Origin of the sequence: Telmatobacter sp. DSM 110680 (genome assembly GCF_039994875.1) — a bacterium.
Lineage (GTDB): Bacteria > Acidobacteriota > Terriglobia > Terriglobales > Acidobacteriaceae > Telmatobacter.
The window spans coordinates 2465486-2482509 of record NZ_CP121196.1 but is presented as its reverse complement, the minus strand read 5'-3'; the positions used below and the strand labels follow the sequence as shown (position 1 = coordinate 2482509).

Annotated in this window: 16 protein-coding genes; 2 read left to right on the top strand and 14 right to left on the bottom strand. The window is 58.1% G+C overall.

Going from position 1 to position 17024, the window contains the following annotated elements:
• Positions 1–12 precede the first annotated feature (12 nt).
• From P8935_RS10240 to rpmI, 6 genes are all read right to left on the bottom strand, one after another.
• Positions 13–324 (bottom strand): cell division protein ZapA, encoded by a 312-nt coding sequence (locus P8935_RS10240; RefSeq protein ID WP_348264894.1) that lies wholly within the window; start codon positions 322–324, stop codon positions 13–15.
• Positions 325–332: 8 nt separating this feature from the next.
• Complete coding sequence (locus tag P8935_RS10235) at positions 333–671, bottom strand: hypothetical protein (RefSeq protein WP_348264893.1); 339 nt, start codon at positions 669–671, stop codon at positions 333–335.
• Between the two features lie 102 nt (positions 672–773).
• The gene (pheT, locus tag P8935_RS10230) at positions 774–2885 is read right to left on the bottom strand and encodes a phenylalanine--tRNA ligase subunit beta (RefSeq protein ID WP_348264892.1); all 2112 of its coding nucleotides are present in this window, start codon (positions 2883–2885) and stop codon (positions 774–776) included.
• On the bottom strand, positions 2882–3988 hold the full coding sequence (pheS, locus tag P8935_RS10225; protein WP_348265329.1) for a phenylalanine--tRNA ligase subunit alpha: 1107 nt from the start codon (positions 3986–3988) through the stop codon (positions 2882–2884). The genes pheT and pheS overlap by 4 nt, the downstream gene beginning before the upstream one ends.
• 117 nt (positions 3989–4105) lie before the next feature.
• The gene (gene rplT / locus P8935_RS10220) at positions 4106–4480 is read right to left on the bottom strand and encodes a 50S ribosomal protein L20 (protein WP_348264891.1); all 375 of its coding nucleotides are present in this window, start codon (positions 4478–4480) and stop codon (positions 4106–4108) included.
• Between the two features lie 175 nt (positions 4481–4655).
• Positions 4656–4853: a 50S ribosomal protein L35 gene (gene rpmI / locus P8935_RS10215; protein WP_348264890.1), complete on the bottom strand. Its 198-nt coding sequence runs from the start codon at positions 4851–4853 to the stop codon at positions 4656–4658.
• 201 nt (positions 4854–5054) lie between these two features.
• Here rpmI and P8935_RS10210 point away from each other — a divergent pair, with 201 nt between their 5' ends.
• Positions 5055–5414, top strand: coding sequence for a hypothetical protein (locus tag P8935_RS10210; RefSeq protein ID WP_348264889.1), 360 nt, complete (start codon positions 5055–5057; stop codon positions 5412–5414).
• 27 nt (positions 5415–5441) lie between these two features.
• Here P8935_RS10210 and P8935_RS10205 read toward each other — a convergent pair whose 3' ends face one another.
• From P8935_RS10205 to P8935_RS10170, 8 genes are all read right to left on the bottom strand, one after another.
• Positions 5442–7043: a DUF5597 domain-containing protein gene (locus tag P8935_RS10205; RefSeq protein ID WP_348264888.1), complete on the bottom strand. Its 1602-nt coding sequence runs from the start codon at positions 7041–7043 to the stop codon at positions 5442–5444.
• A 66-nt stretch (positions 7044–7109) separates the two neighbouring features.
• Complete coding sequence (locus tag P8935_RS10200; protein ID WP_348264887.1) at positions 7110–9299, bottom strand: prolyl oligopeptidase family serine peptidase; 2190 nt, start codon at positions 9297–9299, stop codon at positions 7110–7112.
• 137 nt (positions 9300–9436) lie between these two features.
• Positions 9437–10048: a translation initiation factor IF-3 gene (gene infC, locus P8935_RS10195; protein WP_348265328.1), complete on the bottom strand. Its 612-nt coding sequence runs from the start codon at positions 10046–10048 to the stop codon at positions 9437–9439.
• Between the two features lie 122 nt (positions 10049–10170).
• Complete coding sequence (gene mtaB / locus P8935_RS10190) at positions 10171–11646, bottom strand: tRNA (N(6)-L-threonylcarbamoyladenosine(37)-C(2))-methylthiotransferase MtaB (RefSeq protein ID WP_348264886.1); 1476 nt, start codon at positions 11644–11646, stop codon at positions 10171–10173.
• Between the two features lie 113 nt (positions 11647–11759).
• A complete protein-coding gene (locus P8935_RS10185; RefSeq protein WP_348264885.1) occupies positions 11760–12455 on the bottom strand; it encodes an MFS transporter in 696 nt (231 codons plus the stop codon).
• Between the two features lie 91 nt (positions 12456–12546).
• Complete coding sequence (locus P8935_RS10180; protein ID WP_348264884.1) at positions 12547–12993, bottom strand: MFS transporter; 447 nt, start codon at positions 12991–12993, stop codon at positions 12547–12549.
• Between the two features lie 82 nt (positions 12994–13075).
• Entirely contained in the window at positions 13076–13915 is an 840-nt protein-coding gene (locus tag P8935_RS10175) for a DUF6599 family protein (protein WP_348264883.1), read from the bottom strand.
• Positions 13912–15081, bottom strand: coding sequence for an aldo/keto reductase (locus P8935_RS10170; protein WP_348264882.1), 1170 nt, complete (start codon positions 15079–15081; stop codon positions 13912–13914). Before P8935_RS10170 ends, P8935_RS10175 begins: the two co-directional genes overlap by 4 nt.
• A 612-nt stretch (positions 15082–15693) precedes the next feature.
• Here P8935_RS10170 and P8935_RS10165 point away from each other — a divergent pair.
• Positions 15694–16932, top strand: coding sequence for a hypothetical protein (locus P8935_RS10165; RefSeq protein WP_348264881.1), 1239 nt, complete (start codon positions 15694–15696; stop codon positions 16930–16932).
• Positions 16933–17024 lie beyond the last annotated feature (92 nt).

Genomic DNA, 17024 nt, shown 5'->3' with positions numbered 1-17024 from the left:
CGACGCTAGCTATTAGCCGATTTTGCGCTCGTCTTCGAGGACCTCATCGAGCATCTCGCGCAGATGAGCGGCCCGCGCCCGGCCCTCATGCGCATCGACACCGGAGATTTGCGAAACCTCATCGGCCAGGTTGAGGGCGGCCAAGACGGCAACGCGCAGCGAGTCGACGGTACGACCGTGCGCGGCCACGGCCCGCATTTTGCTGTCTACCAGATCCGCGAGTTGGCGGATGTGGTCGGGGTTTTGACCGCGCAGGTGATACATCTGGTCGTAGATGCTGACGGTGGTGTAACCGGGAGTGCCGGGCTGAATTTCCTTGGCCATTGAAGACCTCACACTTCAAGTGCGTCGAGTTGTGAAAGCAGGCGATCAACGCGCTGGCGAACCTGTTCGCGCTCAGCGTTGAGGGCGCGGATTTCTTCCTGCAGATTTTTGACAATTGTTTGCTGTTCGCTGAGTTGCGCGTGGAGAGATTCTGCATGCTGCTCGGCAGCGGCGCGAGCGTGACGCTCTGACTTCACGAGATTGACGGTGCGGGCTACGCGCTCTTCCAAAGCAGAAAAATCGCTGCTGCTGAGGGCAAGGTTCGCGGATGAATCGTGGTCGTGCAATTCAGAGTGCTCGGTTTCGGGGTGTTCCGCGATCTGGGATTCCAGGGATGATGGCGACATGAAAAATAACCTCCGCGCAATTGCGCTGTATTCGGGAAGTATAGCTCCACGAGCGAGCGGCGGAAGCTGAGGGAAACTGCGAAGAAACTACCCCGACACGGGTCAGGTTCGGAGGCGCGCACCGGCATTGTTAACGGCTTCGACAACTCGCGATTGGAATGATTGAAGTTCCTCTTCGCGCAGAGTGCGGTCTGGAGCCTGGAAGGTGGCGCTGACGAGGAGTGCATAATCGTGCGCACCGAGGCGGGCATCGCGAAAAACTTCGCGGGCGCGCCAGTCCACGAGTTCGGGAATCTGGAGAGACGCGAGCGCCTGGTCTATTTTTTCCCACGCGATGCTTTGATCTAGAACCAGGGAGAAATCGCGCCGTACGGGCTGGAATCGAGAGATGTCGCGCGCTGAGGGTTTGCGCAGCGGCAACTTGTAGAGGCGGTCGAGATACAGTTCGCCGACGATGACAGTGTCCTTGATTTTGCGGGCGGCAGCCTGGGCCGGATGCAGCTGACCGAACCAGCCAGCGGTGAGGCCCTCCACAACCACGCGCGCGGAACGATAGGGATGCAGCCATGCGGGTGCGAGGCCGGAATCTGCGGGGAAGCGGTCGAAGTAGACGGTGCGCATTTGAAAGCGCGCGAGAACTTGTTCGACGATGCCTTTGAGATCGTGGAATTCGATGGCTCGGCCGGGATGGAGAGCGCTTTGGTCTGGAAGAGCTCCAGCAGCGGCAAATGCCAAAGCGGGGCGCTCTTCTACTTTTTCTGTGGTGCCGGTGAAGACCGTGCCGATTTCGTAGATACGCACGTCGCTGACATCGCGGTGGAGATTTGCAGCGACCGCTGAGAGAGTGCCCGGAAGCAGGGACGGACGGAGTACGCCGGCTTCGTCGCTGAGTGGGTTGCCGATCGGAACGATCTGGCCGGGTATGGGTGCGGTGAGCGCCGCTTCCTGAGCGGAGCAGAAGGTGCTGGCGATGGCCTCGTGGAATCCGGCGGCTAGTAGAGTGCGGCGGACTTCTGATTCGGCTTCGGCCCACGGCAAGGCTTCGACGCCCTCGCCGAATGCGGGGAGAGTGTTGGCGAAACGGTTGTAGCCATACACGCGGGCGACTTCTTCAATGAGGTCGATTTCGCGTTCGAGATCTAGGCGCCAACTGGGAAGGCTGACCCGCCACGCGGGGGCCTGTGAGGAGGTTGAGGTCAGGGTGCAGCCGAGACCGGTAAGAGTGAATTCAACGAAGGACGCGGTGATGCCTTCCTTGTTTTCTGTCGTGCCGAGGATGCGATGGACTTCGCTGAGTGCCAGCGTGATGGGCTGACGGTTGGCTGTGCGGGATTCCCATGCAGGGACGCGAACATCGACGAGATCACCTTCGATGTGGCCGCCGTTGGCGAGCAGAATACGGCTGACGATGACGGACGCGACCGGCCCGGCGTTGAAGTCGGCGCCACGTTCGAAACGATGGCTGGCGTCGGTGTGCAATCCGTGACGGCGTGCAGTGCGACGCACGGCCATGGGCTCGAACCACGCGGCCTCAACGAGAACATTCTTCGTTTCAGGCGTAATCATCGTGTCCCAGCCGCCCATGACGCCTGCAAGGCCGAGAGGTTTTGCGTGATCGGCGACCACAAGGTCTTCGAGATCAAGCGTGCGCTCGATGCCGTCGAGGGTTTTGAGCTTTTCGCCTTTACGGGCACGGCGGACGATGATGCCGCCTTCGATTTTGTCGAGGTCGAACGCGTGCGTGGGTTGGCCCATCGCGAGCCATGCAAAGTTGGTGGCGTCGACAGCGTTGGATATCTGCTTCTGTTCAAGGAGACCGAAGTATGTTGAGACTTCTGCGCCGGAGAACCAGTCGCGCGAGTTGCCGATGGTGATGTTGCGGAGGACGCGCGCGGTAAAACGGCCACAGGCATCTTCGGCTTCGATCTTGACGGGAAACGAATTGGTGGATGGAGTGTGTTCAGGCAACGTCACATCAAGCTGCTTAAGTGCTACGCCATAAATCGTCGCGGCTTCGCGTGCGATCCCGTAGTGGTTCATGGCATCGACGCGGTTGGTAGTGATGTCCATCTCGAAGAGTGAGCCATTGTTCGCGCCGAGGTCGAAGATGCCTTCTACGGCGATACCGCGGAGAGTGAGATCTTCAGCGAGCTGGGTGTCGGACACAGGAAGCTCGGGTAAATAATTGCGAAGCCACTTAGTCAAAATCTTCATGCGAACTGCCCCAGAAAACGCATATCTCCCGCGTAGAGCTGACCGATGTCGCTGATGCCGTACTTCATCATGGCGATGCGCTCGACGCCCATGCCGAATGCGAAGCCGCTGATCTTTTTGGGATCGTAGGCGGGTTGTTTTTCCGCCGCGAAGGCAAACACAGCGGGGTCAACCATGCCGCAGCCGAGCAGTTCTATCCAGCCTGAGTGCTTGCACTTGCGGCAGCCTTTGCCGCCACAGAAGATACAACTGATCTGCACGTCTGCGGAGGGTTCGGTGAACGGAAAGAATGATGGGAAGAAGCGCGTTTTGACTGACGATCCGAAGAGGGCCTTCATGGCGTGATCCAGCGTGCCCTTGAGATCGCTGAAGGTGATGTTGGTGTCAACGCAGAGGCCTTCTACCTGGTGAAAGATCGCGGAGTGCGTCGCGTCCTGCGCTTCGTTGCGGTGGACTTTGCCAGGGATCACGATGCGGATAGGTGGCGGCTGTTGCTCCATGGTGCGCATCTGCACGGGCGAGGTGTGGGTGCGCAACAGAAGACGGTCGCGCTGTGAACGGCGGTCTTGATTCGCAATGACGAGAGTGTCCTGCGTGTCGCGGGCGGGGTGCCCGGGTGGGAAATTCATGGACTCGAAGTTATAGAAGTCGGTTTCGACTTCAGGACCGACGCCGACCGAGTAGCCGAGAGCCGCAAAGACCGAGACGATTTCGTTCATTGTGCGGGTAATCGGGTGCTCGGCTCCGGTGAGGCGGCGCGTGCCGGGCAGCGTGATGTCGATGGCCTCGGCCGCGAGAGCTGCGTCACTGGGACCGGAACCGGAAGCTTGATCGATGAGGCCTTCGACGAGTTCCTTGAGAGTCTTGAATCTCTCGCCCACGGCTTTCTTCGCTGCGGGAGGAGCGGCCTTGAGCCAGCGGGCAGAGACGTCATTGAGGCGACCTTGCTTGCGGCCCACCCACCAGAGACGGAACGCTTCTACGTCGTCAGGACTCACGATCGCGGCGGCTTCGTCGGTGGCCTGCTGTGCCAATGCAGCAAAGGCTTGATCGAGAGCGGAGTCGTTGTACTCCGGCAGATTCGGTATATCTTCGTTTGTCATTGCGAAAGCCAAGAATATCTCATTGTGCGGCGTGGGATTGAAAATGGGCACAAACAGCAAAACGGCCCGAAGCGAAGCTCCGGGCCGTTGGATACGGCTGAGTACAGCGCCGGTGCTTTAGGCGGCTTTTGTGCTGCTGGCGAGAGCGGCTTTCGCCTGCTCCACCAGCTTGGTAAAGGCTGCGGCGTCGTGAATGGCGATGTCGGAGAGGACTTTGCGGTCGAGTTCGATACCGGCCTTCTTCAGTCCGTTAATGAACTGCGAATAGCTGGTGCCGTTGGCTTTGGCGGCTGCGGAGATGCGCACGATCCAGAGTGAACGGAACTGGCGCTTCTTCTGCTTGCGGCCGGTGTAGGCGAACTTGAGGCCGCGTTCGACGGCTTCCTGGGCTGCCTGGTAGAGCTTGGATTTAGTGAGGAAGTATCCGCTGGCCCTTTTCAGGATTTTCTTGCGGCGGTCACTCCGCTTGGTACTACGTTTTACGCGGGGCATTGGTGTTCTCCATTTTGCGTTCGTTGGTCATCGCGGCTGGAGGCAGGAGGCCAAGACTTTGGGTCTGGCGTTAAACCTCTTCACTCGCTCGTTCAAGCCTGAATCTCTCGCCGATCAGGACGCATTTCTTATCGGCGGGGGGCACTTGCGTGCGGCGCCCCTTTGGATGAAGCTCTCAGGCATATGGAATCATGCGCGCTACCTTCGCGTAGTCGCCATCGGAGACAAGCACCATCTTGCCGAGCTTGCGTTTCACTTTTGGCGATTTGGACGAAAGGATATGGCGCGTCTTGGTCTGGTGCCGCTTGATTTTGCCGGTACCAGTCTTGCTGAAGCGCTTTTTCGCGCCCGTATGGGTTTTCAACTTGGGCATTTTTCTTCTCGTTTTTGGATGGGGTTTGGTAACCCAGACCCATGGCCTCGTGAAACAGGGGCTTCCCTGCCCCGGAGAGGCTCTCAACAGTATAACTCAAATGCATATCAAGACCTACGGCGACTGATCTCGGCGGGTTCAGCTCGGCGGTGTTTATGCATCACCGCTAACCACCAGAAGCTCCCATTAAACTTACGCGACATGGCCCGCAGAATCGCCAAATCGCCTATCTTGATTGGAATCAAGCTGCTGCACACGTTAGTCTGGCTGTTTTTTGCCGGGTGTATCGTGGCGATTCCGTTGGTCGCGGCGGCGAACTACTTCACGGTGGCGTGGGTGCTTAGCGGAATCGTTCTGCTTGAGTGCCTGGTCCTCGCTGCAAATCATTGTCGCTGTCCGTTGACGGATCTGGCAGCGGGGCATACCGACGAACGCGCCCATAACTTCGATATCTATCTACCGGTGTTGCTGGCGAAATACAACAAGATCATCTTCGGTTCGATCTTTGTCGCGGGTGAGATCTTTTTGCTTATCCGGTCGATCATCTCGCGGTCGCATTGACCGCGGTTACCGTTCCAGGGCCGACAATCAGTCGAAATGATAGAGCTTCACTTTTTCTGTACTCAACTTGCGGCTGTCGAAGCGCCAGAAGCCTCCCTGGTCGTTTTCGTCACCGTTCAGACGGCGGCCGGGAACCCATTTACCGTCCTCGAATGTCCCCTCGTCAATGGAGGCGATGCCCAGACGGGGTGCGCCGCCTGAGGCGGGGGTAACAGAGACGCGGAAGCCCTTGCCCGTGCCGATGAACTCTTCGGGGCCAGCGGCCATGATGAGGCCATAACCGGACTCGGCGTGGCGACCGAAGATCTCATCGATCGTGACATGGAGTGCAATGCCGTTGAGCGTGAAGTCAGCGGTGGGGTGCTGTTGGTCGAGAATAAAGCCGTGGACGTCGCCGGCTCCATCGTGTTCAAGCAGAAGTGGGGCGAGTGAATTGACAACGCGATAACTGGCGGCAAGATCCTGTTTGGGGTCCATGTTGTCTTCGATCGCGAAGGGGGAAAAGCCAAAGCTCGCTTCTTCGCCAACAGCGTAGAACACGTTTGCTGCACCGGACGACCCGCCGCGGGTCTCCGGCATGAAGAGCGGGTTGCCGTCACGATGATATTGTCGCGACCAGTAGACAAAGTCTGGCGCGTAGAGGTCGGGTGCGTAGAAATCGATCGCCGAACCAGCGGCGCGCCAGATGTCGACCACCCATGGTTCGGGACCTCCGCTGGGAAAGCTGCCGGGCTGTGCGTCATTCTCGGCGAGCCAGGTGTTTACATACATGGGGATGTCATAGGCGGATTTGCCGGCTGTGGCGACGGCGTGAATAAAACGCGCGTAATGCCAAGCCATAAAGATTTCGTCGGCGCGGCTGGTGTTGCCGAAGATCTCAGGCCAGGTGCCAGAGACCTTGCTGCCGTTCGCATCCCATAGTTCCCTCAGGCGCGGATAGAGCGTGTCGTGGTGTGCTTTTAGATAGCGCGTTAATTCGACGGGAACCGGCGAGTTGAAGGCACGATCAGCGGCGGGCGACCGATCGCGGGAATCGCCGAGCACGCCGACTTCGTTTTCGACCTGCATCATGAGCACGGTGTGATCCTGGGCATCAACTTGCTGGATGTGCTGCATGAGCGCACCAAAGGCGCGGGAGTCGGCCTGTTGAGTTGCTATAGCTGCCGGGCTCAGGAGTTCGATCTCTTCGCCTTTCACGACCACGCGCGAGAAGCGTTTTGTATCCTGCTTGACCCACACGGGGGCATAGCTGGACATGCCGTTCTTCCATGTGGCGAGCCAGAGAAAGACAATGCGCTCGTGAGCTTCACGCGCCTGGGCGAGAAGGCCATCGACGAGGGTGAAATCGTACTTGCCTTCGACGGGCTCGATGAGTTCCCAACTAAGCGGGGTGACGACGGTGTTGAGACCCATGGCGGCGAGCGGCGCCCAAAGCGGTTTCATGTAAGCGAGGCTGGAGGAGGAAGAATTGTGCAGCTCGCCACCGAGAATGAGAAACGGCTTGCCATCCACGATGAGTTGCGTGGCGGAGCCACGTTTCTCGAGGTGCGGTGCTGCGTTTGTTTGCGCCAACAGGTTGGAAGTTTCGAGGCCGGCGAGGAGCAGGAGAACAGCGAGGTTAAATCGCATGAGTCGCATGTCGTGGGCGAGGATACCACGCGGAGCTAGCGGCTTCTGTGATCGTGACTGGCTCCTCTATGGTTTCGCGGGCGCGGTGGATGACGACGTAGAGGAGAATGCAGCGGTGATAAAGTTCACGATCCGCTGACGAACGTCGAATCCGTGCCATGGCTCCGGCGAGGGGCGGCCGACCATACCGCCGGCCAGCGGACCGTGGTTTTCGCGGGGGTAGGTGACGAGTTCAACGGGAACGCCTTCCTGACGGAGCGCACGATACATCTCCTCCGCCTGACCTACGGGATCAGTTGTATCGCTCTGACCCTGGATGAGGAGGAAGGGCGTTTTGGCGTGGGCCGCATTGGCGAGTGGGCTTTGGCGCCAGGCGTCGGCCACGCGCTCCCATGGCTTTCCAAAGTACCAGCGGTCGTACCAGGAACCGCTCTCGGTTCCATATTCACTGAATTGATCGATGACGGGCGCGCCGCTGATGATGGCTTTGAAGCGGTCGGTTTTGCCCTCGACGAATCCGGCCATCTCGCCGCCGTAGCTGTATCCCATGAGAGCCATCCGCGAGGAGTCAATGGGATAGTGTGCGAGGACGTAATCGACACCTGCCATTACGTCCTGATAGTCGCCACCGCCTAAGTCATTCTTGTTGGCGGCTGCAAACTTCACTCCATAGTTGGATGAACCGCGCGGATTAGGCCGCAGGACTGCCCAGCCGTGACCAAGCAGAAATGGCGCAAACAGGTCGTGCTGGTTGAACCACGCGCCCAAGGGACCACCGTGTACGTCCACGATGAGAGGAACCTTGGCGGAGCCGGTATCGGGAGGCATGTAGAGGAGACCTTCGATCGTGAAAGGTCCTGACTTCCATTGCACAAGTTGCGGCTCGACGACACGGAGATCGGCCGGTGCGAGTTCGGGGATCGGAATAGCGCTGCAGGGCTCACCAAGCTTCGCAGCGTAGCAGAGGCGCGTCGCCTGACCGCCGGAGTCCGCAATCCAGACCCAGCCGGTTTGTTTGGCGTTGGTACTGAGGCCCAGCACCATCGACGTGCCGAGATCAATGACCTGCGGTGATCCGCTCCCATTGATCGCAAAGCGCACCGGGGACGAACGCGTACCGATGCCTGCCTGCGCGATGACTGAGCCGTCGGAAGTGGAGGTGAGAGGCGATGGCCCAAACTGTCCGTCAAAGCTACCGGAAAGCGCGATCACCTGAGGGCCGGAACTTTGTTTGGGCAAAGCGAATAACTCTTCGTATCCGGGAGGCGCATCTTGCGTTGTCTGGGCGACGAAGAGAATGGTGTTCGCGTCTTGCGACCACTCAGCGCGGCTCACGGAGGGCGGAATTGCATTGAGCTTTTGGGGGCTATCGAGTTTCGGGACTTCGAGCAGAAAGGCTTGAGCAGCGGGAGCAAGATCAGTGGCGTCATTCGGAGGTTCAGTGACGACCAGGATTCTATCGTCAACTGGGGACCAGAGGACGCCGTGAACCTCGGGAACAATCGCTGTGTTTTTCAGTTCCCCATCCAACGAGCCGTCGGGCTTGAGAGCTGCGATGTAGAGGCGCGTGAGATGGCGCTCGTGATTGATCCATGATGCGTCAATCTTTGCGTCTTTCTGCTTTTTCTCACCGGGAGTCTCGGGGTCGTGAGCCCATAGCGCGATGTACTTGCCGTCATGGTTGATCGCAAACCCCGCTACATCGATAGGGAGCGGTTCGACTTTATTTGTATCGGGCTTTTTTTCGTCTTTCTTCTCGCTGCTGACCGGTGGAGGCGGGGGATTGATGGCGTCTTTTTCTTTCGAATCATCAACGGGCGGCAGAATTTTAAGGTCGTAAGGGGAGGCCTCGCCGCCGCGCAGGTCAAGGCGAAAGAGCTGGGTGTTTTCGCCACGCTTGGCGAGGAAGAAGATCGCGGAACTGTCGGGCGACCACTGGGCGTTGTGCTCGCCGCGCTTATCGGCGGGCGGCGAGAAAGTGAGCTGACGGGGCTTGTCGGCGCTCGTGGAGGATACAGGAACAATCCATAGATGGCTGACGGCACCGTCCGCTGTTGCCTGCGTAACCGCAAAGAGTATCTGCTTGCCGTCGGGAGAGAGGATCGGCGAAGTTAGGACTTTCGAGTGACGAAGATCTTCGTTGGTGGGAAAGTGCGGAGCTGTTGCGGTCGCGGCAGGAGTGCCGGATTGAGCGATGAGAAGCGATGCAGAAAGCGCAGTGAGAACCAGGGGAAGAGCCGAGCTGAAGCGAAGCATGGGGTCAGCATACAACGGTGAAGCGGTGTTCGCGGAGCCGGATTTGTTCGCGAGTTAGCAAGTCATCGGATTCTACGTTGGAGGAAAATGAAAAGGCCGCCTTTCCGAGGCGGCCTTCGATCACTTCCAACTAGTACCTACGAAGCTGGCGGTGCTGGTGGGCGGGTTTGCTGCGGCTGCTGCGGAGGCGCGGGCGGTTTGGGCTTCTGGCCTTCGGGACGTTTGCTGGGCGCGATGATCGCGTGCAGGATCGTGCCTTCCATGCGCGGCATGAACTCGACAACACCGGTGTCGCCAACATCCCGGATAAAGCGGTTGATGATGTTGTACCCCAAGTCGCGATGTGCCATCTGGCGGCCGCGGAAGCGAAGACTCGCTTTCACCTTGTCGCCGCCCTGCAGAAACTTCACAGCCTGATTCTTCTTGGTCTGGTAGTCGTGCTCGTCGACCGTGACGGAGAACTTGACTTCCTTGACGACGATAACCTTCTGCTTCTTCTTGGCGGCTCGCTCTGACTTTTCTTTTTCGTACAGGAAGCGGCCGTAATCCTGAATGCGGCAGACGGGAGGGACGGCGTTGGGTGAGACTTCGACCAAGTCGAGGCCACGCTCCCGGGCGATTTTGAGCGCTTCGAATGGGGCCAGGATGCCCATTTGTTCGCCGTTTTCGTCGATCACGCGAATTTCGCGGGCGCGAATGCGATCGTTGATGCGGATAAAAGACTTAGCCGAACGTTTGTCGAGTGCGATGGTACATCCTCCAAAGTTGTCGTGCGCCTGATCCGGAGAGACTCCGGCATTCTAACTTGACGCGCGAACGCACCCTGAGTATAGCACTGGATTGATGCTGCAGCCGACGGATGGACGATGGATCAATAGGCGATTTCGAGGGTTGGCTCCGGCAAAACGGAACGCGCATCGAGATGGGGATTCGGCAGGTAATTGGAAGGCCGGGCGGGGGTTGCGATGAGAGTCGCATCGGGCCCCATACCGGTCAGGCAGAGCCGGATCAGTTGGTTGGCGGGAGTTGCCCCTGCGACTTCGACGGGCAGGAAGTTCTCAGTAAGTGCGGAGGTGCAATTGGCGGAGGCGAGTTCCGGTGGAGTGTGGAGCGTAATGGCGTCGAGTTCGGTGCCGATAAATTGGCGGCGGTGAGCGCGCATCTTTTCGGCAGCGAGAGCGCGCAGGGTTGCCATGCGCTGTTGAGCGACAGGTTGCGGTACGGGAGATGCGGCGTGCAACGTCCATGCACGCGTTCCCGGGCGGGGCGAAAACGGGAAAAGATGGAGGTAGCCGAAGGGGAGTGAACGGATGAAGTCGCAGGTCTCCTGAAATTCGCGATCAGTTTCGCCGGGGAATCCGACCATGACGTCGGCGCCGAGAGTGAGCGAAGGGCCGGCGGCTTGACGCAGGGCTGCAACTTTATCTGCGTAGTGCCATGGTCGGTAGCGGCGATGCATCCGGCGAAGCACAGAGTCGGAACCCGACTGCAAGGGAAGATGGGCGTGGCGGGCTAGATGCGTTCCGCCGTATTCCGACATGATAGCGATGAGATCGGCGTCCCAATCCATGGGTTCAATGGAACTGAGGCGGAGTCTTGGCAGATTGGTTTGTTCGATGATTGCGCGGACGAGCGCGGCGAACGTGCGGGGGAAAGATTGTGCTGGATCGAGATCCCGACCCCACCTCCCGAGGTTAATTCCGGAGAGGACAAGTTCATTTCCGCCCGAGGCGACGAAGTTGTGGACGTGGGACAAGATTGAGTTTCCCGAGAGGCTGCGGGAGTTGCCGCGGGTCTGCGGAATTACACAGAACGAACAGCGATTGGAGCAGCCTTCCTGGATCTTGAGATTGGGTCGGGTTTGCGCACCGGAGGTGATCGGGGCTTCTTCGAGAAAGGAATGCGCGAAGGAGTCGTCGGCCAGCACCACCTGCGGTGGGGCCACCCCGGATTGCGCCGAGTGAATCTGGATCAATCCATAGTTGCTCGAGGACACTGAATCTGCATTCATCAGTCCGAGCGCAATTTCGGGGGCGAGGGCTTTGTGGCTGTTGCCGATGACAGCTGACACGCCGGAGATGGCGGCTAGTTCCTGGGGAGCGCGCTGGGCGTAGCAGCCGGTAGCGATGATACGGGCAGTGGGGTTGAGGCGATGGGCGCGGCGGATATAGGCGCGGGCTTCGCGATCGGCTTCGGCGGTGACGCTGCAGGTGTTGACGATGACCACATCGGCATCGGGGGTCTGGCTTTCGTGAACGCCAGCGGTGCGGAGAAGTGCGGCGATGGCTTCTCCGTCGGCGCGGGCGGCGCGGCAACCGAAGTTTTCGATGTGGACAAGGGACGGCACAGGGTTAGTTTAGCGAAGTTCGGGTTAGTGGGTTAGCAGCCGTTTCACGGCTGTTAGCAGGCGCTCACGCGCCGGTAGCGAGTTAGCAAGTTAGCGTCCCGATGCGGGCGAGACTAATCGACGCTTGCAAGGACAGGGTGGGATTTATTTCTGGCGAGGATTAGAACGATTGTGAGGGCCGCCAAGACGCAGAGGAGAGCGAAGAGGAATACGCTGGCGTATCCGAAGGCGCCGATAACAGCTCCTGCGACCGGGCCGACCATGAAAAACGAGACGTCGGCGAAGACAGTGTAGACACCGAGAGCGGTGCCACGATTTTCTACGGGTACGCGTTCAACAGCTTCCACGCCGAGTGCGGGAAAGACGAGCGAGTATCCGAAACCGGTGAGGGCTGCGCCGCAGAGGGCCATCCAGGGCGAGACGGATCGCCATAACAGCAGTACGCCGAGAGATTCGACAATGAGGCAAATCTTGGCGACGGGAAATCCGCCGAAGGTGCCGATGGTGCGAATGAAGAGCAGGCGGGCGACGATGAATGCGGTTCCGAACGCGGTGAGGCAGAGGGCTGCGCCGTCCCAGTGGCGGCTGACGTAGAAGAGCGTAACGAAGGTGGCAAGGGCGCTGTAGCCTACGCCGCCAAGCGCGAGTCCCATGCCGTGCGGAGTGACGCGGCCGAGTACGTTACGGAATGGAAGATGTTCGCCAGCAACGACGGGAACGGGTGGCTTGAATGCGGCCCAGAGATATGCAAGTGCGCCGATAACGATGGTGAGAATCGCGACAGAAGACAGGCCCCAGTGCGTTTCCATGACGACGCCGAGCGGGGCGCCGAGAGCCAAAGCGCCGTAGGTGCTGACGCCGTTGTAGGAGATGACTTTGGCGGTGTACTCCGGGCCCGCGCTAGAGATTCCCCAGAGCGTTGCACCTGTGGAGGCCGAGACTTTCGCCCACTCCGAGGACGAGTCGGCTGGTAATGAGGAAGGTGAGGCTAAGCCACGCTGGATCGCGGTGAAGAGCCGCGGCTGCAAGCATCAGCAATCCGCTGAGTGTGCAGGCGCTCATGCCCCAGAGGACAGAGATTTTTGCGCCTTTGCGATCGGAGATGCGGCCAGCCCATGGACGGCTGAGGAACGTGGCGATGTACTGGATGCTGATGACCAGGCCTGCTAGCGATGCGTGAAAGCCCATCCGCATGTGGACGTATTCGGGCAGGATGGCGAGGGGCAGGCCGATGGCGAGATAGACGACGAAACTTAGCGACGTGAAGCTGATGATTTGCCATGTGCCGCCATTGGAAGACACGGCGGGCGATGCGGCAGTTATTTCCTTAGCTGCTTCAGTTTGCATGGTTTAGGGAGGATTGGAGTGCTGCGCGTTCTGCCTAATTATAACGGATGGTCGAGTTTCCCATCGGCTACTAATCGATCGATTACGGGATTCGGGCGGCAAGGATGAGAGCTTGTGTTGTAGCTGACTGCGAATCGGGAAGGTTCGTATAGCCGGCAATGGTTCGGCCTTTGCGGAAGATGCAGATGCCGTCGAGATATGGGGCCTTGAGTTGGAAGGCTTCGTCGGCAATAGCCGCGGTGCTGGTCGGTCCCAATCGGTCGCGGAGTTTTTTCATCACTTCGGCGGCGGATTCGGGTGACTGCTCGATGACGATGAATGCCTGGCCGTGGTTGTATGTCGCGACGTATCCGCGCTTGAGGATTTTTAGACCGAGGACGCTCTCAGGCACGAGGCGAGCGGAGATTTGATTTTCGGTTGGAAACCAACTGAGCGTCTCGGGCGGTGTGTTGCGGCCTTCGAGAAGCGGTTCAATTTTGGCAGCGAGTGTCTGGAGTGCGGCGGTCTGGTTAGAATCGGTGCTGCCGTCGGTTTCAACGATCTCAACGAAGTATTTGCCTTTGGCGAAGAGCAGGCTTTGCGGAAGAAGTTGCGCGCCCATGCCAATTTTTACGATCGGCTGCTGTGGGTCACGGTTGGTGGCAAACATGCCGTAGGCGGATTCGGCGTCAGTCATATCGGAGACGTCGATGGAGAGCATTGTGGTGCCGGACTTGCAGTCAATGCCCTGCATGCCTGTAAAGCTGAAGGCGAGATAGCCTTCGGCGGCGCCGTCGCGGTAGTCGAAGAGATTGTCAGGCGTGTACTGCCGCTTTAGCCCGGATTGTTCCCACCCGGGCGCAAAGTGGCAGTCGAGGTAATTTTGTGCGCCAGCCGTTATAGCTCCAACGAAACAGATCCAGAAACAGAAAAAGAACTTCATGCAAAGAGTTCCTGGGCGCGGGACATACGCTCAGAGACCCGCACGCCGTGAGGACACTGAACAGTGCATTCGGTGCAATCACCGCAGCGAACCTTGGCGTGGCGAGACGGCAGTTCGTTGAAACGCTCGCGGGCGAGCGCGAATTGGCCGTACCCGTCGGCGTAGGTAAGGATGCGAAGAGTGTCGGCTACCTGGAGACCCTTCTGGCAGGCTCCGTCGCATTCTCCGCAGAACCGGCAGTAGAGTGGCTTGATCTGTTCGAGGCGGCCGGCAAGGATCTTTTCATCAGCAGTCGAAAAACTCTCGGACATCGCGCGGAGATTCTCGTCGAGCTGATCCATGTCAGTCATGCTGGGGATGGTGGTGCCGATGTGGGGCTGTTTGAGGACCCACTTGAGCGCAGCGAGCATGGCGCCTTCGCGTTGCGTGCGTGGGTCGACGGGTTCGCCGGGACGATGGGCGCGGGTCCCTCCAGCCATGATCTTCATGGCGACAACGCCGGTGCCGGTCTTTGCTACGGCGGCGATGGCCTCGTCCATCTTCTGATCCATGGTGAAGTTGTAGACGGTAAGGACGACGTCAAAGGCCATCTTGTCGATTGTCCACTGAGTCATCTTGGGGAGAGCGTGGGTGCTCATGCCGGCGAAGCGGATCTTCCCCTGCTGCTTCGCAATCTGCTGCGCTTCGATCATGTCGTCGTGAATCGCTGCAGGCGTGTCCTTAGCGTGGAGATACCAGATATCGACGTAGTCGGTCTTGAGTTCGGCGAGGCTGGTGTCCAAGTCCTTCAGCAGACCCTCTTTGTTGTCAGTGGGGGACTTGGTGGAGAGGATGAGATTCTTGCGTTTCGCGCCGAGCGCCGCACCAACCATGCGTTCGTTGTTGCCGTGCTGGTAGCCGCGGGCGGTGTCGAAGTAGTTGATGCCGATGTCGGCTGCGCGCTCGATAACGCTGGGGTCGGATGTAATCATGCAGCCGAAGCCGACGCTTGTCACCTTCAGGCCGGTCTGGCCGAGAGTGCGTTGGGTGAGCTTGACAGGAGTTCTAGGCTGCGCAGTGGTTAGCTTATCGCCGGAATCGAGGAAGTTGATTTTGGAGGCAGCGCCGGCGACGGGCAGCATCAACCCGGCCGACAAAAACTCGCGACGAGATGTATTGATTGCCATGGAGACACCTTTCCCTCGGGAAGGAGTGAATCATAACCTTGTCGTCAGACCTGCAAATAGGGTGGGCATCACATGTCACGGTGACAGCGCTTTGGGTGTGGCCGAGGTTGGGATGAACTGAACGGGAGCGTGGTGCGGCGATTCAGGGCGGGTCTTATGCAACCGTTTCGTTGCGGGATATACCCACCCACCCGGATTCTGGATCCAAATTCCTCACAATAAGAAGGTTATGCGGATCCCACTTGCTCAAATTACTCTATCGCTTAGACTTAGGGCTAGATTCGCATCAACAAAGGACTTACAGGACCGACCCTACGGGCAAAGATCCGAAATCAGCGTGTGAGTACTTGCCTTTGTCTGATTCGAGTATGCAGAAGACGGCGAAATAATCTGCAAACGTGATGCACAGGACGGGAATGACTTTTTGGCTCGATTGAGTGGCTTGATATTGCCTCCAGTTTTCCTAGGTCTCAAAAGGAAATTTGGGCACCCGGCACTCAGAGGTGGTGATCGTCTCGCATCCCCGAGGCTTGGGTCAGCCCGACGCCACCGAACTTGCTAAACGCTTCGGCTGTGTCGTAGCCACACATTGCCGATGGTATTCTTCGGCTCATGGAATTGGCCGAGGCTTGGGATAGAGTGCAGCGCATTTTGCTGGAAGAGAGAGTGCGCCCGACGGTGAGCTATCGCGATCGCGTAGATGAATGGAGACAAGAAAACCAAGGCAAGCTGTTTGACGAAGAGATGCTCGAGATAACTAGACGCTGGAGCAAGCTCTACATGAACCCGCGCCCTCTTCTCTCGAAGGACCGTGAATGCCGGCCACGTCACGTGCATGAGTTTCCAGGCGAATACGTTTTCAGAAGTGAGAATTTCAACCTCCTGACAATTATCTATGTAGAACTATCCCTAGAAGATCGGGCGTCGTTGATGTCGTTTCTGACCCAGTTGCTTTCATCACGAAGTAGCTCTCGAAAAAGTGAAAACAAAGATCCATTCCCGTCCTTTCGAAATTACATTTCTGAATTCCCTTTGCTCGCGGAATTCATCGTTAGGCATGGCCACGCACAGGAGCTATTTGAGACACTCTCATCTCTCGCCGCACCAACCATCCCACTCGTCACCCTCTTTCTCGAATTGGAGGAGATGATTGCACTCAACTTCACGCTGTTCTCGGATGAAGAGCTGAAGGCTATACCCAGAAAACTTCAACCGCTGTTGGAGCATTTTGGGAAGATCGTCAAGGCCGGTACTTTCAATTCAACGAGAGGACATGCCCCCAGCGACGATCAGAGGGAACAAGGACAAATTGCGCGAGGGATATGCGATTCAATTGGCGGTTTGCTCGAAGAATGCCGGACAGCTCGCCACTACTACCTTAAAGAAGAATTGCTGAATGAAAATCCAAATTTGGATATCGAGAGCGACAAAAAGAAACTGACCGATTCGCTTAGTAAATTGGGGTTCCACAACGATCTCATTGCGACGCTACGCAAGGCAGAGAATCTCTATAAACCTACGTCCGACGCGTTCGATCTGAAGAATTGTATTGGGTTAATCCGAAGCTTTATTGAACGGCTGCACACGGATTCCGCAGCGACAATCGCTGGAACGATGCAGACCACTGTGGCGGACGAATGGAACCCTTCGACACAGTTCCTTAGGAACAACAGGATCATTACCGAGCAGCAAGATAAGCTTGCGCGAGGGCTCTATGCTGTTCTGAGCGACGAAGGTGTCCATCCCGTTATGGCGAAGCGAGAATTCTGCCGCCTAGCGCGGAACATGGTCATCGAGTATGGCGTTATGTTCCTAAGTATCCTCGAACAAAAGGGCATAAAGATCAGCTAGGATTTGGTCGAAAAAGATTCTTGTGCGCCGGAATGTCGATAGCCGGATTGTTTAGTCGTCGCACTTTCAACGCGGCCGGTTGAGTGCGTGGT